This is a genomic window from Pseudomonas sp. Z3-8 (genome assembly GCF_051131975.1).
Lineage (GTDB): Bacteria > Pseudomonadota > Gammaproteobacteria > Pseudomonadales > Pseudomonadaceae > Aquipseudomonas.
This window is the reverse complement of the sequence record NZ_CP071643.1, coordinates 1,386,503-1,405,656: the sequence shown is the minus strand read 5'-3', so window position 1 is coordinate 1,405,656 and position 19,154 is coordinate 1,386,503. Positions and strand designations below refer to the sequence as shown.

Sequence of the window (19,154 nt, the reverse complement as noted above, 5' to 3'; positions counted from 1 at the left end):
GGGAAATCAGTCGGAACGGGAATCGCGCGGCGGTAGCTCACTGATGCCCATCCGCTTGGCGGCCCAACGCTCGTAAAGCCCGATGGCCACGTCAGCCCCGGCCATCGCGGTCAGGCAACCGAAGGCACCGGCGGCCCAGATCGACAGGCCCATGGCGTACAACAGCATGATCGCCGAGACGCCACAGATCATGCAGGCGCCGGAGCGCAGGGCCAGGCGCCGCAGCAGTGACCAGCCACGGGCGCCCTCCTTGTCGGCACGCCACATCTCGCCAGTCACCCCGCCCACCAGGGCGAGCACGATGACCAGCCAGATCGGCATGTCCAGCAACGCTTGTTGCTCGTTTGTCATGTCTCGTTTCCTGGGGAGATGGATGAAAGAACGGGGGTCAGGCCTGGACAGCCAGATAACGTTCTACAGTCGCTCAACGATTACGTTGTCGATAAAGGCATAGTTGGCATACGGATTCTGCTCATTGGAAAAAGCCAGGGTTGTCTGAGGCGAGGTCGCGATGAAGTCATACGTAATGGTGCTCCACTCAACAGCTCTACCTTTTGCTGAAGGGGTGTTGAAAGTGACACTTTGGCCCGCCACTTTTATTTGGATAACACCTTCACCGGAACGACTTGCGTAACGCGAATTACCTGCGCTGAAGGTCAAGCGGTACTTGGCGCCAACGGAGGTTGCAAAGTTCTGCTGAATGCCGCCGCCGTTGCTATAGATATAGTTAGCCAAGTCGACAATTACGACGCCATCCGCCGCCAGGGAACCGCCAATCGAAGCGGGCAGGTTGAAATACTCGGCTCCAGACAGGAACGTCGTCCAACCCGTAATGAAGTTGGCTTGCGCTGGAGTATTCAATATGCAACTTGCGCTGCAGCCTGGCTGTTCGAAGCTACCGTTGACCAGAAGGTTGGCAGCAACAGCGTTGCCTCCGACACCGAACAGGACGCCGCAGAGCATCAGCGGGGTAGCGTATTTCTTGAAACTATTCATGATCCACCTGTTGAGTTAGTGATTGATTGCACGGTTGATACATTGCTCGCCGGCGTTCACTCGAGGCTCAACGGCCTTCACATGATTCAATGTCCCGCAACGGGGACACTTGATCTGGAGTTCGGTGTTCTCGCCCATGCGGGCAAGAAGTCTTTTGCAGTGACCGCATCTGAAGTCCTTCAGCATTTAAAGCCCTCCCACGGCGGCGGTTTGAAGTACCTCGCGGCACAGGCATTCCAAAAAGCCCGGTCGCCCAGGCTTTTCAGTAATGCGCTTGATCTTTCGGCGCGACTGGCGCGGTACGGATCCATTCAAATTGTTCCTCCGACCGCGGTCCCTGCCCGCCGGATAACTGCTTGTGGTGCTTTACGCTGCACACCCGGGTCAGTTGCCAACCCTCTGAACCGTTAAGGCCGGTTCATCGCTGCCTGTTGGTGGAACTAAAGAGCTTTGTTGCCAGCCGCTTTGTCGAGCGGCTTGGACACAGAATATGCATGGATGCATATACAGTCAATGCGTAAATGCATTTATTTATGCTCAAGGAATGCGCAAATGCATGGAGCCCGCGTAAGTACCGGGTTTGAAGGTTTCCAGGAGGCGAAAAAAAACCCGCACGACGGCGGGTTCTATCTGACAGCGGAAGCGTTAACGGGCGTACATGCCCCACCAGAAGACGTGACCGAGGATGACGATCTGCTCGTCCTGCATTTCTTGGAACGTGTAGTCCTCGTCCGGATGCTCATCGCGGTTGAAGCTGCGCAGGCGAATGCCGGTGGGCAGGCGATAAAGCTGCTTCACCCGCAGTTGGCCGTTGTGATTGATGGCGTAGAGGTCACCGTCAACGATGTCGCCGATCCCGCATTTGCCCGCGTTCACCCCGACCGTGGCGCCGTCGCGCAGCACCGGCAACATGCTGTTGCCGCGCACCGTCACGCACTTGGCCTGGTCGAACTGCACGCCGTTGTGGCGCAGGCTGCGCTTGCCGAAACGCAGGCTTGAGCGCTCGCTTTCCTCGATGACGAATCTTCCTGATCCAGCAGCCAATTCAACCTCACGCAGAAAAGGAACGGACACCTCGTCTTCCTCGACGGGCGTGTCATCGTCCCACAGGCTTATGTCCTTGAGTTCGGAATGCGGCTCTTCGCGGCGGCTGTTGCCGACATGCGCAACGTCGACGCGCCCACGCAGCTGGTCGGTGCTCACGGCGAAATATTCGGCGATCTTCGAGATGTGTTTATCCGAAGGGTCGACGATTTTGCCGCTGAGGATCCGCGAGAGGGTGGACTGAGGCACGCCGGTACGCCGGTGAAGCTCCGTGGGGGAGATCCCGTGCTGATCGAGCAATGCTCTTAATACGGTAGAAACGTTGCGTTTTTGCATAACGCGCATAATGCTTGTTCTTTTCGCGGAAGACAAATGCTGTTTTGCATAAATACGCAAACACTGTGCTTAAGCTCTGCCAGATGCTTTTGTGGCGAGGGAGCTTGCTCCCGCTTGAGTGCGCAGCGCTCACAAAAGGGGCTGCTGCGCAGCCCAGCGGGAGCAAGCTCCCTCGCCACGGGATTTGCCCTACACAGTTCTAGGAAGAACCTCCCTCCCCGTCCTTCAAATGCGCATCGCGAGACTACGTTGCCTTGCGCCTCTGCCTACAACTACGCCAGAATCCGCCGGCTTGTGCGCCTTGGGCCCCACCGGTACTTTTGATCTTGTCACTGCCTATCAGTGATCGGGTTTAGTCGCTCGGCATTCCAAGGCGCTCATTGCTCCATTCAGTCAGGAACTCATATCCCTGCACTTGATGGTAGCTGTGCGCAGGGCGCCCTCGGGCGCGCCGGTTCCTTGGATCCCCGGTCGACTAACCTGCGTACAGCTGCCACCCCTCGTTTAGTCGCGAGTGAGTGGTGGCTCAACCTCAAGGATCCGAAAACATGCCCCAGCACATACCCAACTCCCCGGACGATGACCTCAAGCCAAAAGCCGACGGGGAAAGATCCGATACCCTCTACCTTATTGCTCCCAACATCGACGCCGAATGCCTGCTCGCCAACCTCAGCGAAACCCTGGCCTCGGCCAACGCCATGGTGAGCGATCTCGCGTTTGACCTGGAAGGCTCGCGACGACATATCGCACTAGGGATCCTCCAGATGATCGAGCTGAGCCAGTTGCTGGCGAATCGGGCATTGGATATGGTGGATCCCAGGTAGCCGCTGTTGAAGCGAACCCAAGCGATGCGTCACCAACAGAGGTGTTGAATTCGCTGCCGTCATCGCGAGCAAGCTCGCTCCCACAGTTGGAACGAGTACAGCCGGAGAAGCAGGCCGGCTGTCAGGGCGTCTTCGCGAGCAGGCCCGCTGCCACAATCTTATTACTTGTAAATGTTTTGAACGGCTCATGCGCACTTGTGGCGAGGGAGCTTGCTCCCGCTGGGCTGCGCAGCAGCCCCAAATCCACTCAACGCGGTGCGCCAGGAAAAACAATTGGCTGGTTTACGACTGCTGCGCAGCCGAGCGGGAGCAAGCTCCCTCGCCACGGATCGCATAGACCTTCAGGTCGAGAAAGGCGTGGGTTCAGTTGTGAATACGCTGCTGCCTTCGCGAGCAGGCTCGCTCCCACAGGAGAAACGCGATCCACATACAGCCAGGTCGACTTTAAGCCGCCTCGCGGTGGACGTTGATTTCGGGCGCCTGTTAAAGGCGGAACCATAGGCAGCCGTTACCGCAGAAACGGATATACACCCAATCCCAAAACCACTCACATATGGGTCGCACCAGACCGCCCATGTTAACCTTGCGCCCATCGCGGAAAAGCCGGGCCAATGCCCCACTTTTGCCCCACACCTTTCAACGAGCTTTGCCTGACACCCATGAATACAGCCGTGAACGACCTGTCCTCCCACACGCCGATGATGCAGCAATACTGGCGCCTGAAGAACCAGCACCCCGATCAGCTGATGTTCTATCGCATGGGCGACTTCTACGAGATCTTCTACGAGGACGCGAAGAAGGCCGCCAAGCTGTTGGACATCACCCTGACGGCGCGTGGGCAATCGGCGGGCATGGCGATTCCGATGTGTGGGATTCCTTACCACGCGGCGGAAGGCTACCTGGCGAAACTGGTCAAGCTGGGCGAGTCCGTGGTGATTTGCGAACAGGTCGGCGATCCGGCCACCAGCAAGGGCCCGGTGGAGCGCCAGGTCGTGCGGATCATCACCCCGGGCACTGTCAGTGACGAGGCATTGCTGGATGAACGTCGGGACAACCTGATCGCCGCCGTCCTCGGCGATGAGCGCCTGTTCGGCCTGGCCGTGCTGGACATCACCAGCGGCAACTTCTCGGTATTGGAAATCAAAGGCTGGGAAAACCTGCTGGCGGAACTAGAGCGGGTCAATCCGGTGGAGTTGTTGATCCCGGATGACTGGCCCAAAGACCTGCCAGCGGAAAAACGCCGTGGCGTACGTCGCCGGGCGCCGTGGGATTTCGAGCGCGACTCGGCGTTGAAAAGTCTCTGCCAGCAGTTTTCCACCCAGGACCTCAAGGGCTTCGGCTGCGAGAACCTGACCCTGGCCATCGGCGCCGCCGGTTGCCTGCTGGCTTACGCCAAGGAAACCCAGCGCACCGCCCTGCCCCATCTGCGCAGCCTGCGTCACGAACGCCTGGATGACACGGTCGTGCTGGACGGCGCGAGCCGACGCAACCTGGAACTGGACACCAACCTGGCCGGTGGCCGCGATAACACCCTGCAATCGGTAGTCGATCGCTGCCAGACTGCCATGGGCAGCCGCCTGCTGACCCGCTGGCTGAACCGACCGCTGCGGGACCTGACGGTACTGCAAGCACGCCAGTCTTCCATTACTTGCCTGCTGGACCGCTATCGTTTCGAGCAGTTGCAACCGCAGCTCAAGGAAATCGGCGATATCGAGCGGATCCTCGCGCGGATCGGCCTGCGCAACGCCCGTCCTCGCGACTTGGCGCGCCTGCGCGACGCCCTCGGCGCGCTGCCCGAACTTCAGGTGGCGATGACCGACCTTGAAGCACCTCACCTGCAGCAACTGGCGCGCACCACCAGCACCTACCCGGAACTGGCCGCGCTGCTGGAAAAGGCCATTATCGACAATCCGCCAGCGGTAATTCGGGACGGCGGCGTGCTGAAAACCGGTTACGACGCCGAACTCGACGAGCTGCAATCGCTGAGCGAAAACGCCGGCCAGTTCCTGATCGACCTCGAAGCCCGGGAAAAGGCCCGTACCGGCCTTGCCAACCTCAAGGTCGGCTACAACCGCATCCATGGCTACTTCATCGAGCTGCCGAGCAAGCAGGCCGAGCAAGCCCCGGCCGATTACATTCGCCGCCAGACCCTCAAGGGCGCCGAGCGTTTCATCACGCCGGAACTCAAGGCTTTCGAGGACAAGGCGCTGTCAGCCAAGAGTCGCGCCCTCGCCCGGGAAAAGATGCTCTACGAAGCGCTGCTCGAAGATTTGATCAGCCAGCTCCCACCGTTGCAGGACACCGCTGCCGCCCTGGCGGAACTGGACGTGTTGAGCAACCTGGCCGAGCGCGCGCTGAACCTGGACCTCAATTGCCCACGCTTCGTCAGCGAGCCGTGCATGCGCATCAGCCAGGGTCGTCATCCGGTGGTCGAGCAGGTATTGACCACGCCGTTCGTGGCCAACGACCTGAGCCTGGACGACAATACCCGCATGCTGGTAATCACCGGTCCGAACATGGGCGGTAAATCCACCTACATGCGCCAGACCGCGCTGATCGTATTGCTGGCTCACATCGGCAGCTTTGTCCCGGCGGCCAGTTGCGAACTGTCCCTGGTGGACCGGATCTTCACCCGGATCGGCTCCAGCGATGACCTGGCCGGTGGGCGTTCGACCTTCATGGTGGAAATGAGCGAAACCGCGAACATCCTGCACAATGCCACCGAGCGCAGCCTGGTGCTGATGGACGAAGTCGGTCGCGGCACCAGCACCTTCGACGGCCTGTCCCTGGCCTGGGCGGCCGCTGAACGTCTGGCCCAGTTGCGCGCCTATACCCTGTTCGCCACGCACTATTTCGAATTGACGGTGTTGCCGGAGAGCCAGCCGCTGGTGGCCAACGTCCACCTCAACGCCACCGAGCACAACGAACGCATCGTGTTCCTTCACCACGTACTGCCCGGCCCGGCCAGCCAGAGCTACGGCCTGGCGGTGGCACAACTGGCCGGTGTGCCGAGCGACGTCATCACCCGCGCTCGCGAGCACCTCAGCCGCCTGGAGACCACCAGCTTGCCGCACGAGGTACCGCGCCCGACCAAAGGCAAACCGGCCGCGCCGCAGCAAAGCGACCTGTTCGCCAGCCTGCCGCATCCGGTGCTCGACGAACTGGCCAAGCTCGACCTCGACGACATGACCCCGCGCCGGGCGCTGGATTTACTCTATACATTGAAGACACGGGTCTAACGCACAGGCTTTCAAGCTGTTAGAATCTCGCGCGGTTTGGGATGCTGCGGCCTATTAGCCTGGGTTTGCAGACAATCGCTCCCAAACCTCGCGACCCCTACCGTGATGGGGCTTCGCCGCAGCCGCCTGAGGAGAGAATTAGAAATGACCTTCGTCGTCACCGACAACTGCATCAAGTGCAAGTACACCGACTGCGTAGAAGTCTGTCCGGTGGACTGCTTTTACGAAGGCCCGAACTTCCTGGTCATTCACCCGGACGAGTGCATCGACTGCGCCCTGTGTGAACCGGAATGCCCGGCGAACGCCATTTTCTCGGAAGACGAAGTGCCGGCCGGTATGGAGAACTTCATCGCGCTGAACGCCGAACTGGCGGATATCTGGCCGAACATCACCGAGAAGAAAGACGCCCTGCCCGACGCCGAAGAATGGGATGGCAAGCCTGGCAAGATTGCAGACCTGGAACGCTGATTACCCAGCGTTCGCTGAAAAGGCCCCTTGCGGGCCTTTTTGCTGCCTGGAACAAAATCGCGGGCAAAAAAAAGGGGCGGTTTGACCCGCCCACATTTTTTCCATAATCCCTTTAATCCTTTTCATCGTCCTGATGAATCGCGTCCTGCGATGTCCTTCCTTCCCATCGTCCTTGACGGGTGTGTCTGTCCGTCGACACAGGATTGATATTAGTGTTTTTCCAAACGAGTGCAATGCCTCGGCGGCGCTCCGCCGGCATTGTCACGAGCCAGTCACACTTATAAAAATCTTTTAAAAACAGTTAGTTGCAAGCTTATAAAACGCTTTATTAGCAATCTATCCCATCGTCGTGGAACCGAACGCTTACGTAACACTAGGCAAAAGCTTACAAACTGAAGCTACAAAAAATGGGCTGATGAGAAATTGTCTCTGCCGACAAAAGCAAAAGCCCCGAACTCAGTCGGGGCTTTCTCTGCTGCGCTTGCCTGGTTTACTGGAACAACGACTCGCTAGACAGGCCGTTCTTCTCCAGGATCTCCCGGAGGCGCTTGAGGCCTTCGACCTGGATCTGCCGGACCCGCTCACGGGTCAAACCAATCTCCAGACCCACGTCTTCAAGGGTGCTGCTTTCATGACCACGCAAGCCGAAGCGGCGGATCACCACTTCCCTTTGCTTGTCCGTGAGCTCCGAGAGCCATTGGTCGATGCTTTGGGACAAGTCATCATCCTGGAGCAACTCGCATGGATCGGTCGGACGATCGTCGGTAAGGGTGTCGAGCAGCGTCTTGTCCGAGTCTGGCCCCAGTGAAACGTCGACCGATGAGACCCGCTCGTTGAGACCGAGCATGCGCTTGACCTCGCCCACCGGTTTTTCCAGCAGGTTGGCGATTTCCTCGGGTGAAGGTTCGTGGTCGAGCTTCTGGGTCAACTCGCGGGCGGCCCGCAGGTAGACGTTGAGCTCCTTGACCACGTGGATCGGCAGCCGGATGGTCCGGGTCTGATTCATGATCGCCCGTTCGATGGTCTGGCGGATCCACCAGGTCGCATAGGTCGAGAAACGGAAGCCGCGCTCGGGGTCGAACTTCTCGACGGCGCGAATCAGGCCCAGGTTGCCCTCTTCGATCAGGTCCAGCAGCGAAAGCCCACGATTGACGTAGCGTCGGGCGATTTTCACCACCAGGCGCAGGTTGCTTTCAATCATGCGTTTTCGACCCGCCGGGTCGCCACTTTGCGACAAGCGCGCAAAATGAACTTCTTCCTCGGGGGAGAGCAGTGGTGAGAAGCCGATTTCGTTGAGGTACAGCTGAGTGGCGTCCAGCGCCCGGGTGTAATCGATGTACTTATGTTGTTTAAGTGAAGCGGAGTGTTTGGATTTGGCACGAACGGAAGGTGGAGTCGCCCCTTCATCATTCGACATCGAATCCATAGCGATGCCGGTCTCCATAAGGAGGACCTCATCGTCGATGTCAAACTCCGGCACTTCTTTACTGAGAGCCATTGTTATAGTCCTTTGGTGAGTTCGACCTCAAGCTCAAGCGACGCCTTTATCCTTGGCAACGCTGGAGCCTGTTCCCTCTACGCGACGGAACAGGCTGACAAGCAAATCAACGACGTGGCAGGAATTGCAGCGGATCCACAGGTTTACCTTGTCGGCGAATCTCAAAATGCAGTTTCACTCGATCCGTACCCGTTGAGCCCATTTCGGCAATTGTCTGTCCGACCTTGACCTGCTGCCCCTCCCGAACCAACAGCCTGCGGTTGTGACCGTAGGCACTGACGTAGGTATCGCTGTGTTTGATGATCACGAGTTCGCCGTAGCCCCTTAAACCACTCCCGGCGTACACGACCGTGCCATCAGACGCTGCCAAAACAGGCTGTCCCAAATCCCCGGCGATATCAATTCCTTTATTCAAACTACCGTTTGAAGAGAATTTTCCAATGAGAACGCCATTAGAAGGCCATCCCCAGCCGGTCGGGGCGGGGCCCGCCGGAGGCATCGGAGCGGGTGCCGGCTTGTTCGCGACGGACGGTACAGTCGCCGTTGCGGCACCGGCCGGACGACGGATAACCGTGGTTTTGCTTGAGGATGACGGGGTCGAACCCGACTGCGTCACGACCGCGGTAGGCGTTGAGGCACTGCGACCGTCAAAGCGAATTGTCTGACCCGGATGGATAGTATAAGGCGCAGGAATGTTATTGCGAGCCGCGAGGGCTTTGTAGTCCCAGCCGTAGCGAAACGCGATGGAAAACAGCGTATCGCCGCGACGGACTACATACTGGCCGGTCGTCACTGTAGGCCGCTGCGGTGTCGCATTGTTGCGATCGACCACCCGGACATTACCCGACGGAGTACTGGAACAACCGACCAGCAAGGTACTCAAGAGAAGGCCAGTCACCAGGCGCTTGAAGCTCGTGATACCCATACGCTGCGCAATGACTGTGAGACTCACCCGCCGCTCCCTTTGTGGTGGCTGAAAAAATTGCACACTGCCTGTCCAGGCAGAAATATTGCCCCGTGGCGAGCCGACACCACGCTTCCATAAAGGAAGCGCGAAAAGCTGCCGCACACGTTTGCTCGATGCTGTTGAACGCTGTTTGGCAAACCAGCGCTTGTCGAACAGCTGCTGCCGTAAGACACATGTCGTGCCCCGGAATTCAGCGTCTGTCTATAAATGCTCAGGCCAGTGGCCCGTTGAGCAACGGCACGAAACGCACCGCCCCGAGGACGTGTCGTGAAAAACCGTGTTCTTCACGCACAATCAACATCAGTTGCTGGACTTCGCCCGCACCCACCGGAATCACCAGTCGCCCGCCGGGAGCGAGTTGGTCCAGCAGGGCCTGGGGAACATCGGTGGCAACGGCCGTGACGATGATGCCGTTATAAGGCGCCAGTGCCGGCCAGCCTTCCCAACCGTCGCCCCAGCGAAACACCACGTTGCGCAGGTTCAGCTCCACCAGGCGCTCCTTGGCGCGATCCTGAAGGACCTTGATTCGCTCCACGGAAAACACCCGCTCCACCAACTGCGACAATACCGCGGTCTGGTAACCCGAGCCTGTGCCGATCTCCAGCACCTTGTCCAGCGGCCCCGCCTCCAGCAGCAACTCGCTCATGCGAGCCACCATGTAGGGCTGGGAAATGGTCTGGTTGTGGCCGATCGGCAACGCCGTGTCTTCATAGGCGCGATGAGCCAACGCTTCATCGACGAAAAGATGACGCGGCGTACGGCGAATCACCTCGAGCACCTGGGCGTTGGACAAGCCTTCTTCGTACAGCCGCTGGATCAACCGTTCCCGGGTCCGCTGGGAGGTCATGCCAATTCCGCGGCGCAGCATATCGTCTTGTTCACGACCCATCAGCGCAGCCCCTCCAGCCAGCCATCGAGACTTCGAAAGGCATCGTTGAAAGTGCGATCGAGCTGCAAGGGTGTGATCGAGACATAGCCCTGCATCACTGCATGGAAGTCGGTGCCAGGCCCGCCATCTTCGGCATCACCAGCAGCGGCGATCCAGTAGCCGGCCTTGCCGCGCGGGTCGACAACATGCATCGGCCTGGCGGCACGGGCGCGGTGGCCCAGGCGAGTGAGCTGGATGCCACGGATATGATCAAGCGGCAGATTCGGGATATTCACGTTCAGCACCGTACGCGGCGGCAGGTCCAGTTCGCCGTGGGCCTGCACCAGTTTGCGGGCGAAGTAGGCGGCAGTGGGCAAATTGTCGACCTGCCGTGAAACAAACGAAAAGGCAAACGACGTATGGTTGAGGAAACGACCTTCCAGGGCGGCGGCGACCGTTCCGGAATACAGTACGTCATCGCCCAGGTTGGCCCCCAGATTTATCCCGGAGACCACCATGTCGGGCTCGCGCTCCAGCAGGCCGTTCAGGCCCAGATGCACGCAATCGGTCGGCGTGCCGTTGAGGCTGATGAAACCGTTGTCCAGGTAGCAGGGATGCAGCGGACGGTCGAGCGTCAGCGAGCTGCTCGCGCCGCTTTTGTCCTGGTCCGGGGCGATGACCACGCACTCGGCAAAATCCGCCAGCGCAGCATAAAGCGCGGCAAGACCGGGTGCTGTCACCCCGTCGTCGTTAGAAATCAGAATACGCATGGGCTGTCCGTCTGCCCCACCGGCACCAGATCGACGAGTTCGCGCACCAAGACAGTGGCGAAACATCCGGCCGGCAGGACGAATTCCAATTGCAGAATGTCAGGCGAGGGATAATGCCACGACAGCCCGCCAATGGGCAGTCGCAGGATGCGACGTTCGTGACTCATTCCCGCGTTTATCAACCAGTCCCGCAGATCGGCCTCGTCCGCGGCGATGGCCTGCTCCAATTCGAAGGTTGCCCCGGCGGCGGGCGAAGGTCCTTCGCCCCACTGCGGCCCGGTCGGGTGCAGATCGAGAATGGCCAGGCGCGGATCGCTGCACTCAGCCTCACCGGCAGGGAAAAAACTACGGCTGTCGGTAAAGGCGAGCAAGTCGCCCACCTGGGCTTGCCGCCAGGTACCGTCGGCGACTCGCGCCGCCAGCACCCGGTTGAACAGAAAGCTGCGCGCGGTGGACAACAGCCGAGAACGCACGTTGCGCTGCTCCGGCAAAGCCTTGCGCGCCGCCCAGGCACGGGCATCGACGACATTGCCACCGTCATGGCCAAAGCGCTGGGCACCAAAATAATTCGGAATGCCTTGAAGGGCGATGTGTTGCAGACGTGTCTCGATAGCCTCTTTGTCGCCCGAGAATTGGGTCAGGCGCAAGGTAAAGCCATTGGCCGAGTGCGCGCCGCGCTGCAGTTTGCGTCTGTGGCGTGCGGTCTTGAGAATCTTCAGCGTATCGTTTTCCGCCGTCGACAGGTCCGGGTCGGCCTTGCCGGGCAATTGCACGCTGAACCATTGCCGGGTCAGGGCCTGACGATCCTTGAGCCCGGCGTAGCTGACCGTGCGCAAAGGCACGCCGGCGGCCTTGGCGATTCGCCGGGCAGCCTCCTCGGTATTCAAGCCGCGTTTTTCCACCCAGATCCACAGATGCTCGCCATCACCGGACAACGGGATATCAAGCACTTCGTCGACCTGGAAGTCCTCGGCGGTAGCCTTCAGTACCGCACGGCCCAATGTCTCACCGTAGGCCCGCGGGCCCAAGAGTTCCAGTTCGGTCATGGGCGCTGCAACAAGGCGACGGAATGGACGGCGATGCCTTCTTCGCGACCAACGAAACCAAGCTTCTCGGTCGTGGTGGCCTTGACGTTCACCTGGTCCAGCTCAACTTGGAGATCCTCGGCAATCCGCTGGCGCATCGCTTCGATGTGCGGCGCCATCTTGGGGGCCTGGGCAATAATGGTGTTGTCGACATTGGCGACGACCCAGCCCTTGGCGTGGATCAACGCGACCACGTGGCGCAGCAGTACGCGGCTGTCGGCGCCCTTGAATTGCGGGTCGGTGTCCGGGAAATGCTTGCCGATGTCGCCCAGGGCAGCCGCGCCGAGCAGAGCGTCGCTCAAGGCGTGCAGCAACACGTCACCGTCAGAATGCGCAAGCAGCCCGAAGCCGTGTGCGATACGCACGCCGCCCAGAGTAATGAAGTCGCCTTCAGCGAAACGGTGAACATCGTAGCCGTGGCCAATACGCATAAAAAAACGCCCCGATTTTTGTCAGGGCGTGATTCTACCTGCATTAGGCGTTCAGAGCGCGCGCATGATGCTGCAAGTGTTCATCAATAAAGCTGGCGATGAAGAAATAGCTGTGGTCGTAGCCTGCTTGCAGGCGCAACTCCAGCGGATGACCGGCCGCTTTGGCCGCCTGCTGCAGCGCTTCGGGCTTGAGCTGATTGGCCAGGAAATCATCGCGATCACCCTGATCCACCAGCAGTGGCAGCTTTTCCTGCGCCTCGGCGATCAATGCACAGGCATCCCACTCACGCCATTTCGAGCGGTCTTCCCCCAGGTAGCGGGAAAAAGCCTTCTGCCCCCACGGGCAATCCATCGGGTTGTTGATTGGCGAAAAAGCCGACAACGAACGGTAGCGCCCAGGGTTGCGCAAGGCGCAGACCAGTGCGCCATGGCCGCCCATGGAATGACCGCTGATGCCGCGTTTATCCGAGGCAGGGAAATGTGCTTCGACCAGCGTCGGCAATTCCTGCACCACATAATCATGCATCCGATAGTGCCGCGCCCAAGGATCCTGCGTGGCGTTCACATAAAAACCCGCGCCCAGGCCGAAATCCCACGCGCCGTCCGGATCGCCCGGCACGTCGGCGCCACGGGGGCTGGTGTCCGGCGCAACGATGATCAGCCCCAACTCGGCGGCCATGCGCTGGGCACCGGCCTTGTGCATGAAGTTTTCATCGGTGCAGGTCAGTCCGGACAACCAGTACAGCACCGGCAGCTTGCCGCCCTGCTCGGCTTGCGGCGGCAGGTAGACGGCAAAGACCATGTCACAACCGAGCACTTCGGAACGGTGGCGGTAACGTTTGTGCCAGCCGCCGAAGCTTTTCTGGCAGGAGATGTTTTCCAGGCTCATGACCGACCTCAGAAATGAATAACGGTACGGATGCTCTTGCCTTCGTGCATCAGGTCGAATGCCTTGTTGATATCTTCCAGGCCCATGGTGTGGGTGATGAAAGTATCCAGCGGGATCTCGCCCTTTTCGGCCATTTCCACATAGCTTGGCAACTCGCTGCGACCACGCACGCCGCCAAAGGCCGAACCGCGCCAGACGCGGCCGGTCACCAGCTGGAATGGACGGGTGGCAATTTCCTGGCCGGCCCCGGCCACGCCGATGATCACCGACTCGCCCCAGCCCTTGTGGCAGCATTCCAGCGCGGCGCGCATCAACTGGACATTGCCGATGCATTCAAAGGAGAAGTCCACGCCGCCATCGGTCATGTCGACGATGACTTCCTGGATCGGGCGGTCGAAGTCTTTCGGGTTGACACAATCGGTCGCGCCGAGCTGCCTGGCGATTTCGAACTTGGCCGGGTTGATGTCGATAGCGATGATGCGCGAGGCCTTGGCTTTCACCGCGCCGATCACTGCCGACAGGCCGATGCCGCCCAGGCCGAAGATTGCCACGGTGTCCCCTGGCTTGACCTTGGCGGTATTGAGCACCGCGCCGATGCCGGTGGTGACGCCGCAGCCCAGCAGGCAGACTTTTTCCAGCGGCGCTTCTTTTGGAATCTTCGCTACGGAGATTTCCGGCAGCACGGTGTATTCAGAGAACGTCGAAGTGCCCATGTAGTGGAAAATCGTCTCGCCCTTATAGGAAAAGCGCGAAGTGCCGTCCGGCATCAGGCCTTTGCCCTGGGTGGCGCGAATCGCCTGACACAGGTTGGTCTTGCCCGACTTGCAGAATTTGCACTGGCCGCACTCCGGTGTGTACAGCGGAATCACATGGTCACCCACTGCCACCGAAGTCACGCCTTCGCCAATGGCCTCGACGATCGCGCCGCCTTCATGTCCGAGTATCGACGGGAAGATCCCCTCCGGGTCGGCGCCCGACAACGTGTAGGCGTCGGTATGGCAAACGCCCGAAGCCACCACGCGCAACAGCACCTCGCCGGCTTTCGGCATGGCGACGTCGACTTCAACGATTTCCAGGGGTTTCTTGGCCTCGAAGGCAACGGCGGCGCGCGACTTGATCATTCGGATTCTCCGGCAAATAAAAACAAGACCGGAGTGTAATCCTTCGCCGAACGATGAATAATCCAACCAAAAGCAAAACATTATTGCCGTATAGGGACAATCCTTGATGTCTGACAATCGCTGGGAAGGCATCGACGAGTTCGTCGCCGTGGCCGAATGCAGCCAGTTCACCGCGGCGGCCGAGCGCCTGGGGGTTTCGTCTTCTCACATCAGTCGACAAATCGTACGGCTGGAAGAGCGTCTGCAGACACGATTGCTCTATCGCAGTACCCGACGTGTGACCCTCACCGAGGCTGGTCAGACTTTTCTGCAGCATTGCCAACGCCTGCAGGACGGACGCGAGGAAGCACTGCGGGCGGTGGGTGATCTCACCAGCGAACCTAAGGGCATGCTGCGGATGACCTGCGCCGTGGCCTACGGCGAGCGCTTTATCGTGCCGCTGGTGACGCGGTTCATGGGGCTGTACCCGCAACTGCGAGTAGACATCGAACTGAGCAATCGCCCACTGGACCTGGTTCACGAAAGCCTTGACCTGGCGATTCGCCTCGGCCGCCTGCAGGACTCGCGCCTGGTCGCGACACGCCTGGCGCCGCGGCGCATGTACCTCTGTGCTTCACCGTCCTACCTGGAACGCTACGGTCGGCCCCACAGTGTGTCGGAACTGAGCCGTCACAACTGCCTCATCGGCAGCTCCGACATTTGGCAACTGGAGCAGAACGGGCGGGAATTTTCTCAACGGGTGCAGGGAAACTGGCGTTGTAACAGTGGGCAAGCGGTGCTTGATGCGGCGCTTCAAGGCGTGGGTTTGTGCCAGTTGCCGGATTATTACGTGCTTGAACATCTGCACAGCGGTGCGCTGATCTCTTTGCTGGAGGCTCATCAGCCGCCGAACACAGCGGTTTGGGCACTGTACCCGCAGCAGCGACATCTGTCGCCCAAGGTGCGCAAGTTGGTGGATTACTTGAAGGAGGGGTTGGCTGAGCGGCCGGAGTATCGGGGGTGACAGTGGTTTTTGTGTTGCCTTGGATGACGCCATCGCGAGCAAGCTCGCTCCCACAGGGAATTTTAGTTGTACTCAAAATTTGTATCCGCTGAAGATCCAATGTGGGAGCGAGCTTGCTCGCGATAGCGTCGGCCCAGATGATGGCGATCTAAAGAGGAAACAGACTCAGCTCAATGCCGATTCGCCCAGCGCTGGCGCAACCACTCCAGGTCTTCCGGCCGGGTGACCTTGATGTTGTCCGATCGCCCTTCGATCAACCGAGGCGCCTGCCCCGCCCATTCCATGGCCGAAGCTTCGTCGGTGATCAGTGCATCCGCCACCAGGCTGTCGGCCAGGGCCCGATGCAAGGCGCCGAGGCGGAACATCTGTGGCGTGTAGGCTTGCCAGATCACGCTGCGATCGATCGTTTCCAACACACGGCCATGCTTGTCGACGCGCTTGAGCGTATCGCGGGCGGGCACTGCCAAGAGTCCTCCGACCGGATCGTTCGCCAGCTCATGGAGCAATGTGTCGAGATCGCCCCGCGCCAGATTGGGCCGCGCGGCGTCATGCACCAGGACCCAATCGAAATCGTCGGCGCCGTGTTCATGAAGGTGCAACAAGGCATTGAGCACCGAATCGGAACGCTGCTCACCGCCGTCCACACGCTGGATTCGAGGATCGCTGGCGCAGGCCAGTGTCGGCCAGTAAGGATCATCCTGTGCAACGCTGACCACCACGCCCTTGACGGTTGGGTGGTCGAGAAAGCAGCCAAGGCTGTGTTCGAGAATGGTACGTCCGCCCAGCTGCAGATATTGCTTGGGACGGTCCGCGGCCATGCGGGCACCAACGCCCGCGGCAGGAATCACGGCCCAGAAGGCCGGCAAACGAATACTCATTGGGCCAACTGGTAGAGGGTTTCGCCCTCCTTGACCATGCCCAGCTCATGTCGAGCCCGCTCTTCAACGGTCTCCATGCCTTTTTTCAGCTCTGTCACTTCGGCGTCCATTACCCGGTTACGCTCCAGCAGCGCCTCGTTTTCAGCGTGCTGGTCGGCAATTTGCTGAGTCAGGTCGGCCACTTGCGCCAGGCTGCCATTACCCACCCACAGGCGGTACTGCAAGCCGGCCAGCAAGAGAAGCAAGACAAGAAACAACCAATTGGGACTGCGCATCGAATATCAGTATCCAGTGAAAAAAGACCGCCATGCCAAACTTGAAGGTCTGATAGCACGAAGCCTGGAAAATCCAGGCTTGTGCTTGATAAGGCATCAGATTAGAGGCAAAACCGTCGCCTTGGCGACCTTTGCGACACAATCCGCTGTCTTTTTACCATTTACCGCTTAGCCGCGAAACTCGGCACGGCCGTTGTACTTGGCCTTGCCGTTCAACTGCTCTTCGATACGCAGCAGTTGGTTGTACTTGGAAACGCGGTCGGAACGGCACAGGGAACCGGTCTTGATCTGGCCTGCCGCAGTACCCACGGCCAGGTCGGCAATGGTCGAGTCTTCGGTTTCACCGGAACGGTGGGAGATGACCGCGGTGTAGCCGGCAGCCTTGGCCATCTGGATGGCTTCCAGGGTTTCGGTCAGGGTACCGATCTGGTTGAACTTGATCAGGATCGAGTTGGCGATCTTCTTGTCGATGCCCTCTTTCAGGATCTTGGTGTTGGTCACGAACAGGTCGTCACCCACCAGCTGGGTTTTCTCGCCGATCTTGTCGGTGAGGATTTTCCAGCCAGCCCAGTCGGACTCGTCCAGGCCATCTTCGATGGAGATGATCGGGTAGCGCTCGGTCAGGCCCTTGAGGTAGTCGGCAAAACCTTCGGCGGTGAACACCTGGCCTTCGCCGGACAGGTTGTATTTACCGTCTTCGAAGAACTCGCTGGCCGCGCAGTCCAGGGCCAGGGTCACGTCGGTGCCCAGCTTGTAGCCAGCGTTGGCCACGGCTTCGGAGATCACTTTCAGCGCGTCTTCGTTGGACGCCAGGTTCGGCGCGAAGCCGCCCTCGTCGCCAACCGCAGTGCTCAGGCCACGAGCCTTCAGCACAGCTTTGAGGTGATGGAAAATCTCGGTGCCCATACGCAGGCCTTCGGAGAAGGACTTGGCGCCGACCGGCTGGACCATGAACTCCTGAATGTCGACGTTGTTATCGGCATGCTCGCCGCCGTTGATGATATTCATCATCGGCACCGGCATCGAGTAGACGCCCGGGGTACCGTTCAGGTTGGCGATGTGCGCGTACAGCGGCAGGTCCTGGTCCTGGGCGGCAGCCTTGGCGGCGGCCAGGGAAACGGCGAGGATCGCGTTCGCGCCCAGGGTCGCTTTGTTTTCGGTACCGTCGAGTTTGATCATGGCCTGGTCGAGGGCTTTCTGGTCGGCGGGGTCCTTGCCCAGCAACAGGTCACGGATCGGACCGTTGATGTTGGCGACGGCCTTCAGCACGCCCTTGCCCAGGTAACGGCTCTTGTCGCCATCACGCAGCTCCAGCGCTTCGCGCGAGCCAGTGGAAGCACCGGACGGCGCGCAGGCGCTGCCGATGATGCCGTTGTCGAGAAGCACGTCCGCTTCGACAGTGGGGTTGCCACGGGAGTCGAGAACTTCACGACCTTTGATGTCGACGATTTTTGCCATTGTTGTGAACACTCCAAAGTTGACGAAAACGACGCAGCGAGAGGAAATCTTTTACCGTCGGCGGGTACAGAGCAGCGGGCAGGCTCGCCGACGATAACGCCCGGCCCGCAGGCCAGAGCGTTTATCGAGCGGTACTTTACCGGAGAAAGCCGTGTTACGCGGTTTCTATCGTCGGAAAACCCTTGACCAGCTCGTCCAGCGCCTTGAGCTGAGACAGGAAAGGTTCCAGCTTGTTCAAGCGCAGGGCACAAGGTCCGTCGCACTTGGCGTTGTCCGGATCAGGGTGGGCTTCGAGGAACAGGCCCGCCAGGGACTGGCTCATGCCGGCCTTGGCCAGGTCGGTTACCTGGGCGCGACGACCGCCGGCGGAATCGGACCGACCACCGGGCATCTGCAGCGCATGAGTAACGTCGAAGAACACCGGGTACTCGAACTGCTTCATGATGCCGAAGCCGAGCATGTCCACCACCAGGTTGTTGTAGCCGAAGCTCGAACCGCGCTCGCAGAGGATCAGTTGATCATTGCCGGCCTCTTCGCACTTGCTCAGGATGTGTTTCATTTCCTGGGGCGCGAGGAACTGGGCTTTCTTGATGTTGATCACCGCGCCGGTCTTGGCCATCGCGACCACCAGATCGGTCTGGCGCGACAGGAAGGCCGGCAGTTGGATGATGTCGCAGACCTCGGCGACAACCGCGGCCTGGTCAGGCTCATGCACGTCCGTGATGATCGGCACGCCGAACGCTTGCTTGATGTCCTGGAAGATCCGCATGCCCTCTTCCAGGCCCGGACCACGGTAGGACGTCACGGATGAACGGTTGGCCTTGTCGAAGCTGGCCTTGAACACGTAAGGGATGCCCAGCTTCTGGGTGACCTTGACGTATTCCTCACAGACCTGCATTGCCATGTCGCGGCTTTCCAGCACGTTCATGCCGCCGAACAGCACCATGGGTTTGTCGTTGGCAATCTCGATGTCGCCGACGCGAATGATCTTCTGGGCCATGGTC

Annotated in this window: 20 protein-coding genes; 4 read left to right on the top strand and 16 right to left on the bottom strand. The window is 59.8% G+C overall.

Going from position 1 to position 19,154, the window contains the following annotated elements; genetic code table 11:
- Positions 1–6: 6 nt before the first annotated feature.
- From J3P94_RS06550 to J3P94_RS06535, 4 genes are all read right to left on the bottom strand, one after another.
- A complete protein-coding gene (locus J3P94_RS06550; protein WP_434572152.1) occupies positions 7–351 on the bottom strand; it encodes a phage holin family protein in 345 nt (114 codons plus the stop codon).
- Between the two features lie 63 nt (positions 352–414).
- The gene (locus tag J3P94_RS06545; protein ID WP_434572150.1) at positions 415–996 is read right to left on the bottom strand and encodes a DUF642 domain-containing protein; all 582 of its coding nucleotides are present in this window, start codon (positions 994–996) and stop codon (positions 415–417) included.
- 15 nt (positions 997–1,011) lie between these two features.
- Positions 1,012–1,182, bottom strand: coding sequence for a Com family DNA-binding transcriptional regulator (locus J3P94_RS06540; protein ID WP_434572148.1), 171 nt, complete (start codon positions 1,180–1,182; stop codon positions 1,012–1,014).
- Between the two features lie 459 nt (positions 1,183–1,641).
- Complete coding sequence (locus J3P94_RS06535) at positions 1,642–2,376, bottom strand: LexA family transcriptional regulator (protein ID WP_434574106.1); 735 nt, start codon at positions 2,374–2,376, stop codon at positions 1,642–1,644.
- 548 nt (positions 2,377–2,924) lie between these two features.
- Here J3P94_RS06535 and J3P94_RS06530 point away from each other — a divergent pair.
- From J3P94_RS06530 to fdxA, 3 genes are all read left to right on the top strand, one after another.
- Positions 2,925–3,200, top strand: a complete 276-nt coding sequence (locus tag J3P94_RS06530; protein WP_434572146.1) for a DUF6124 family protein — start codon at positions 2,925–2,927, stop codon at positions 3,198–3,200.
- Between the two features lie 671 nt (positions 3,201–3,871).
- The gene (gene mutS / locus J3P94_RS06525) at positions 3,872–6,439 is read left to right on the top strand and encodes a DNA mismatch repair protein MutS (protein ID WP_434572145.1); all 2,568 of its coding nucleotides are present in this window, start codon (positions 3,872–3,874) and stop codon (positions 6,437–6,439) included.
- A gap of 144 nt (positions 6,440–6,583) precedes the next feature.
- The gene (gene fdxA / locus J3P94_RS06520; RefSeq protein ID WP_434572143.1) at positions 6,584–6,907 is read left to right on the top strand and encodes a ferredoxin FdxA; all 324 of its coding nucleotides are present in this window, start codon (positions 6,584–6,586) and stop codon (positions 6,905–6,907) included.
- 490 nt (positions 6,908–7,397) lie between these two features.
- On the opposite strand, the gene rpoS is transcribed toward fdxA, so the two are convergent.
- The 8 genes from rpoS to J3P94_RS06480 form a co-directional block, all read right to left on the bottom strand.
- Entirely contained in the window at positions 7,398–8,405 is a 1,008-nt protein-coding gene (gene rpoS / locus J3P94_RS06515) for an RNA polymerase sigma factor RpoS (RefSeq protein WP_003198289.1), read from the bottom strand.
- Between the two features lie 106 nt (positions 8,406–8,511).
- Positions 8,512–9,357 carry a peptidoglycan DD-metalloendopeptidase family protein gene (locus J3P94_RS06510; protein ID WP_305499117.1) on the bottom strand — a complete coding sequence of 282 codons (846 nt, stop codon included), beginning with the start codon at positions 9,355–9,357 and terminating at the stop codon, positions 8,512–8,514.
- 226 nt (positions 9,358–9,583) lie between these two features.
- Complete coding sequence (locus J3P94_RS06505; protein WP_161796107.1) at positions 9,584–10,219, bottom strand: protein-L-isoaspartate(D-aspartate) O-methyltransferase; 636 nt, start codon at positions 10,217–10,219, stop codon at positions 9,584–9,586.
- A gap of 41 nt (positions 10,220–10,260) precedes the next feature.
- The gene (surE, locus tag J3P94_RS06500; RefSeq protein WP_305499115.1) at positions 10,261–11,010 is read right to left on the bottom strand and encodes a 5'/3'-nucleotidase SurE; all 750 of its coding nucleotides are present in this window, start codon (positions 11,008–11,010) and stop codon (positions 10,261–10,263) included.
- Entirely contained in the window at positions 10,998–12,056 is a 1,059-nt protein-coding gene (gene truD, locus J3P94_RS06495) for a tRNA pseudouridine(13) synthase TruD (RefSeq protein ID WP_434572140.1), read from the bottom strand. Before truD ends, surE begins: the two co-directional genes overlap by 13 nt.
- A complete protein-coding gene (gene ispF, locus J3P94_RS06490) occupies positions 12,053–12,526 on the bottom strand; it encodes a 2-C-methyl-D-erythritol 2,4-cyclodiphosphate synthase (protein WP_305499111.1) in 474 nt (157 codons plus the stop codon). Before ispF ends, truD begins: the two co-directional genes overlap by 4 nt.
- A 43-nt stretch (positions 12,527–12,569) precedes the next feature.
- Positions 12,570–13,415 (bottom strand): S-formylglutathione hydrolase, encoded by an 846-nt coding sequence (gene fghA, locus J3P94_RS06485; RefSeq protein WP_434572137.1) that lies wholly within the window; start codon positions 13,413–13,415, stop codon positions 12,570–12,572.
- Positions 13,416–13,423: 8 nt separating this feature from the next.
- Positions 13,424–14,536: an S-(hydroxymethyl)glutathione dehydrogenase/class III alcohol dehydrogenase gene (locus J3P94_RS06480; RefSeq protein WP_214915574.1), complete on the bottom strand. Its 1,113-nt coding sequence runs from the start codon at positions 14,534–14,536 to the stop codon at positions 13,424–13,426.
- A gap of 106 nt (positions 14,537–14,642) precedes the next feature.
- Between J3P94_RS06480 and J3P94_RS06475 the strand changes: the two genes are divergently transcribed.
- The gene (locus tag J3P94_RS06475) at positions 14,643–15,539 is read left to right on the top strand and encodes a LysR substrate-binding domain-containing protein (protein WP_092330626.1); all 897 of its coding nucleotides are present in this window, start codon (positions 14,643–14,645) and stop codon (positions 15,537–15,539) included.
- A gap of 170 nt (positions 15,540–15,709) precedes the next feature.
- Here the strand turns inward: J3P94_RS06475 and ispD are convergent, their stop codons facing one another.
- The 4 genes from ispD to kdsA all read right to left on the bottom strand — a co-directional run bounded on the left by ispD (position 15,710) and on the right by kdsA (position 19,150).
- Positions 15,710–16,417 (bottom strand): 2-C-methyl-D-erythritol 4-phosphate cytidylyltransferase, encoded by a 708-nt coding sequence (ispD, locus tag J3P94_RS06470; RefSeq protein ID WP_434572134.1) that lies wholly within the window; start codon positions 16,415–16,417, stop codon positions 15,710–15,712.
- The gene (gene ftsB / locus J3P94_RS06465; protein WP_003184873.1) at positions 16,414–16,692 is read right to left on the bottom strand and encodes a cell division protein FtsB; all 279 of its coding nucleotides are present in this window, start codon (positions 16,690–16,692) and stop codon (positions 16,414–16,416) included. Before ftsB ends, ispD begins: the two co-directional genes overlap by 4 nt.
- A 168-nt stretch (positions 16,693–16,860) precedes the next feature.
- Complete coding sequence (gene eno, locus J3P94_RS06460) at positions 16,861–18,150, bottom strand: phosphopyruvate hydratase (protein ID WP_258631378.1); 1,290 nt, start codon at positions 18,148–18,150, stop codon at positions 16,861–16,863.
- Positions 18,151–18,304: 154 nt separating this feature from the next.
- Positions 18,305–19,150 (bottom strand): 3-deoxy-8-phosphooctulonate synthase, encoded by an 846-nt coding sequence (gene kdsA / locus J3P94_RS06455; protein WP_041022908.1) that lies wholly within the window; start codon positions 19,148–19,150, stop codon positions 18,305–18,307.
- Between the last annotated feature and the right edge of the window lie 4 nt (positions 19,151–19,154).

Coding starts and splice junctions, on each gene's coding strand:
- ispF (WP_305499111.1), bottom strand. CDS start 12,526: ATGCGTATTGGCCACGGCTACGATGTTCACCGTTTCGCTGAAGGCGAC.
- J3P94_RS06540 (WP_434572148.1), bottom strand. CDS start 1,182: ATGCTGAAGGACTTCAGATGCGGTCACTGCAAAAGACTTCTTGCCCGC.
- kdsA (WP_041022908.1), bottom strand. CDS start 19,150: ATGGCCCAGAAGATCATTCGCGTCGGCGACATCGAGATTGCCAACGAC.
- J3P94_RS06475 (WP_092330626.1), top strand. CDS start 14,643: ATGTCTGACAATCGCTGGGAAGGCATCGACGAGTTCGTCGCCGTGGCC.
- ispD (WP_434572134.1), bottom strand. CDS start 16,417: ATGAGTATTCGTTTGCCGGCCTTCTGGGCCGTGATTCCTGCCGCGGGC.
- J3P94_RS06480 (WP_214915574.1), bottom strand. CDS start 14,536: ATGATCAAGTCGCGCGCCGCCGTTGCCTTCGAGGCCAAGAAACCCCTG.
- J3P94_RS06545 (WP_434572150.1), bottom strand. CDS start 996: ATGAATAGTTTCAAGAAATACGCTACCCCGCTGATGCTCTGCGGCGTC.
- J3P94_RS06535 (WP_434574106.1), bottom strand. CDS start 2,376: ATGCAAAAACGCAACGTTTCTACCGTATTAAGAGCATTGCTCGATCAG.
- fdxA (WP_434572143.1), top strand. CDS start 6,584: ATGACCTTCGTCGTCACCGACAACTGCATCAAGTGCAAGTACACCGAC.
- J3P94_RS06550 (WP_434572152.1), bottom strand. CDS start 351: ATGACAAACGAGCAACAAGCGTTGCTGGACATGCCGATCTGGCTGGTC.
- J3P94_RS06530 (WP_434572146.1), top strand. CDS start 2,925: ATGCCCCAGCACATACCCAACTCCCCGGACGATGACCTCAAGCCAAAA.
- surE (WP_305499115.1), bottom strand. CDS start 11,010: ATGCGTATTCTGATTTCTAACGACGACGGGGTGACAGCACCCGGTCTT.
- J3P94_RS06505 (WP_161796107.1), bottom strand. CDS start 10,219: ATGACCTCCCAGCGGACCCGGGAACGGTTGATCCAGCGGCTGTACGAA.
- truD (WP_434572140.1), bottom strand. CDS start 12,056: ATGACCGAACTGGAACTCTTGGGCCCGCGGGCCTACGGTGAGACATTG.
- ftsB (WP_003184873.1), bottom strand. CDS start 16,692: ATGCGCAGTCCCAATTGGTTGTTTCTTGTCTTGCTTCTCTTGCTGGCC.
- eno (WP_258631378.1), bottom strand. CDS start 18,150: ATGGCAAAAATCGTCGACATCAAAGGTCGTGAAGTTCTCGACTCCCGT.
- fghA (WP_434572137.1), bottom strand. CDS start 13,415: ATGAGCCTGGAAAACATCTCCTGCCAGAAAAGCTTCGGCGGCTGGCAC.
- rpoS (WP_003198289.1), bottom strand. CDS start 8,405: ATGGCTCTCAGTAAAGAAGTGCCGGAGTTTGACATCGACGATGAGGTC.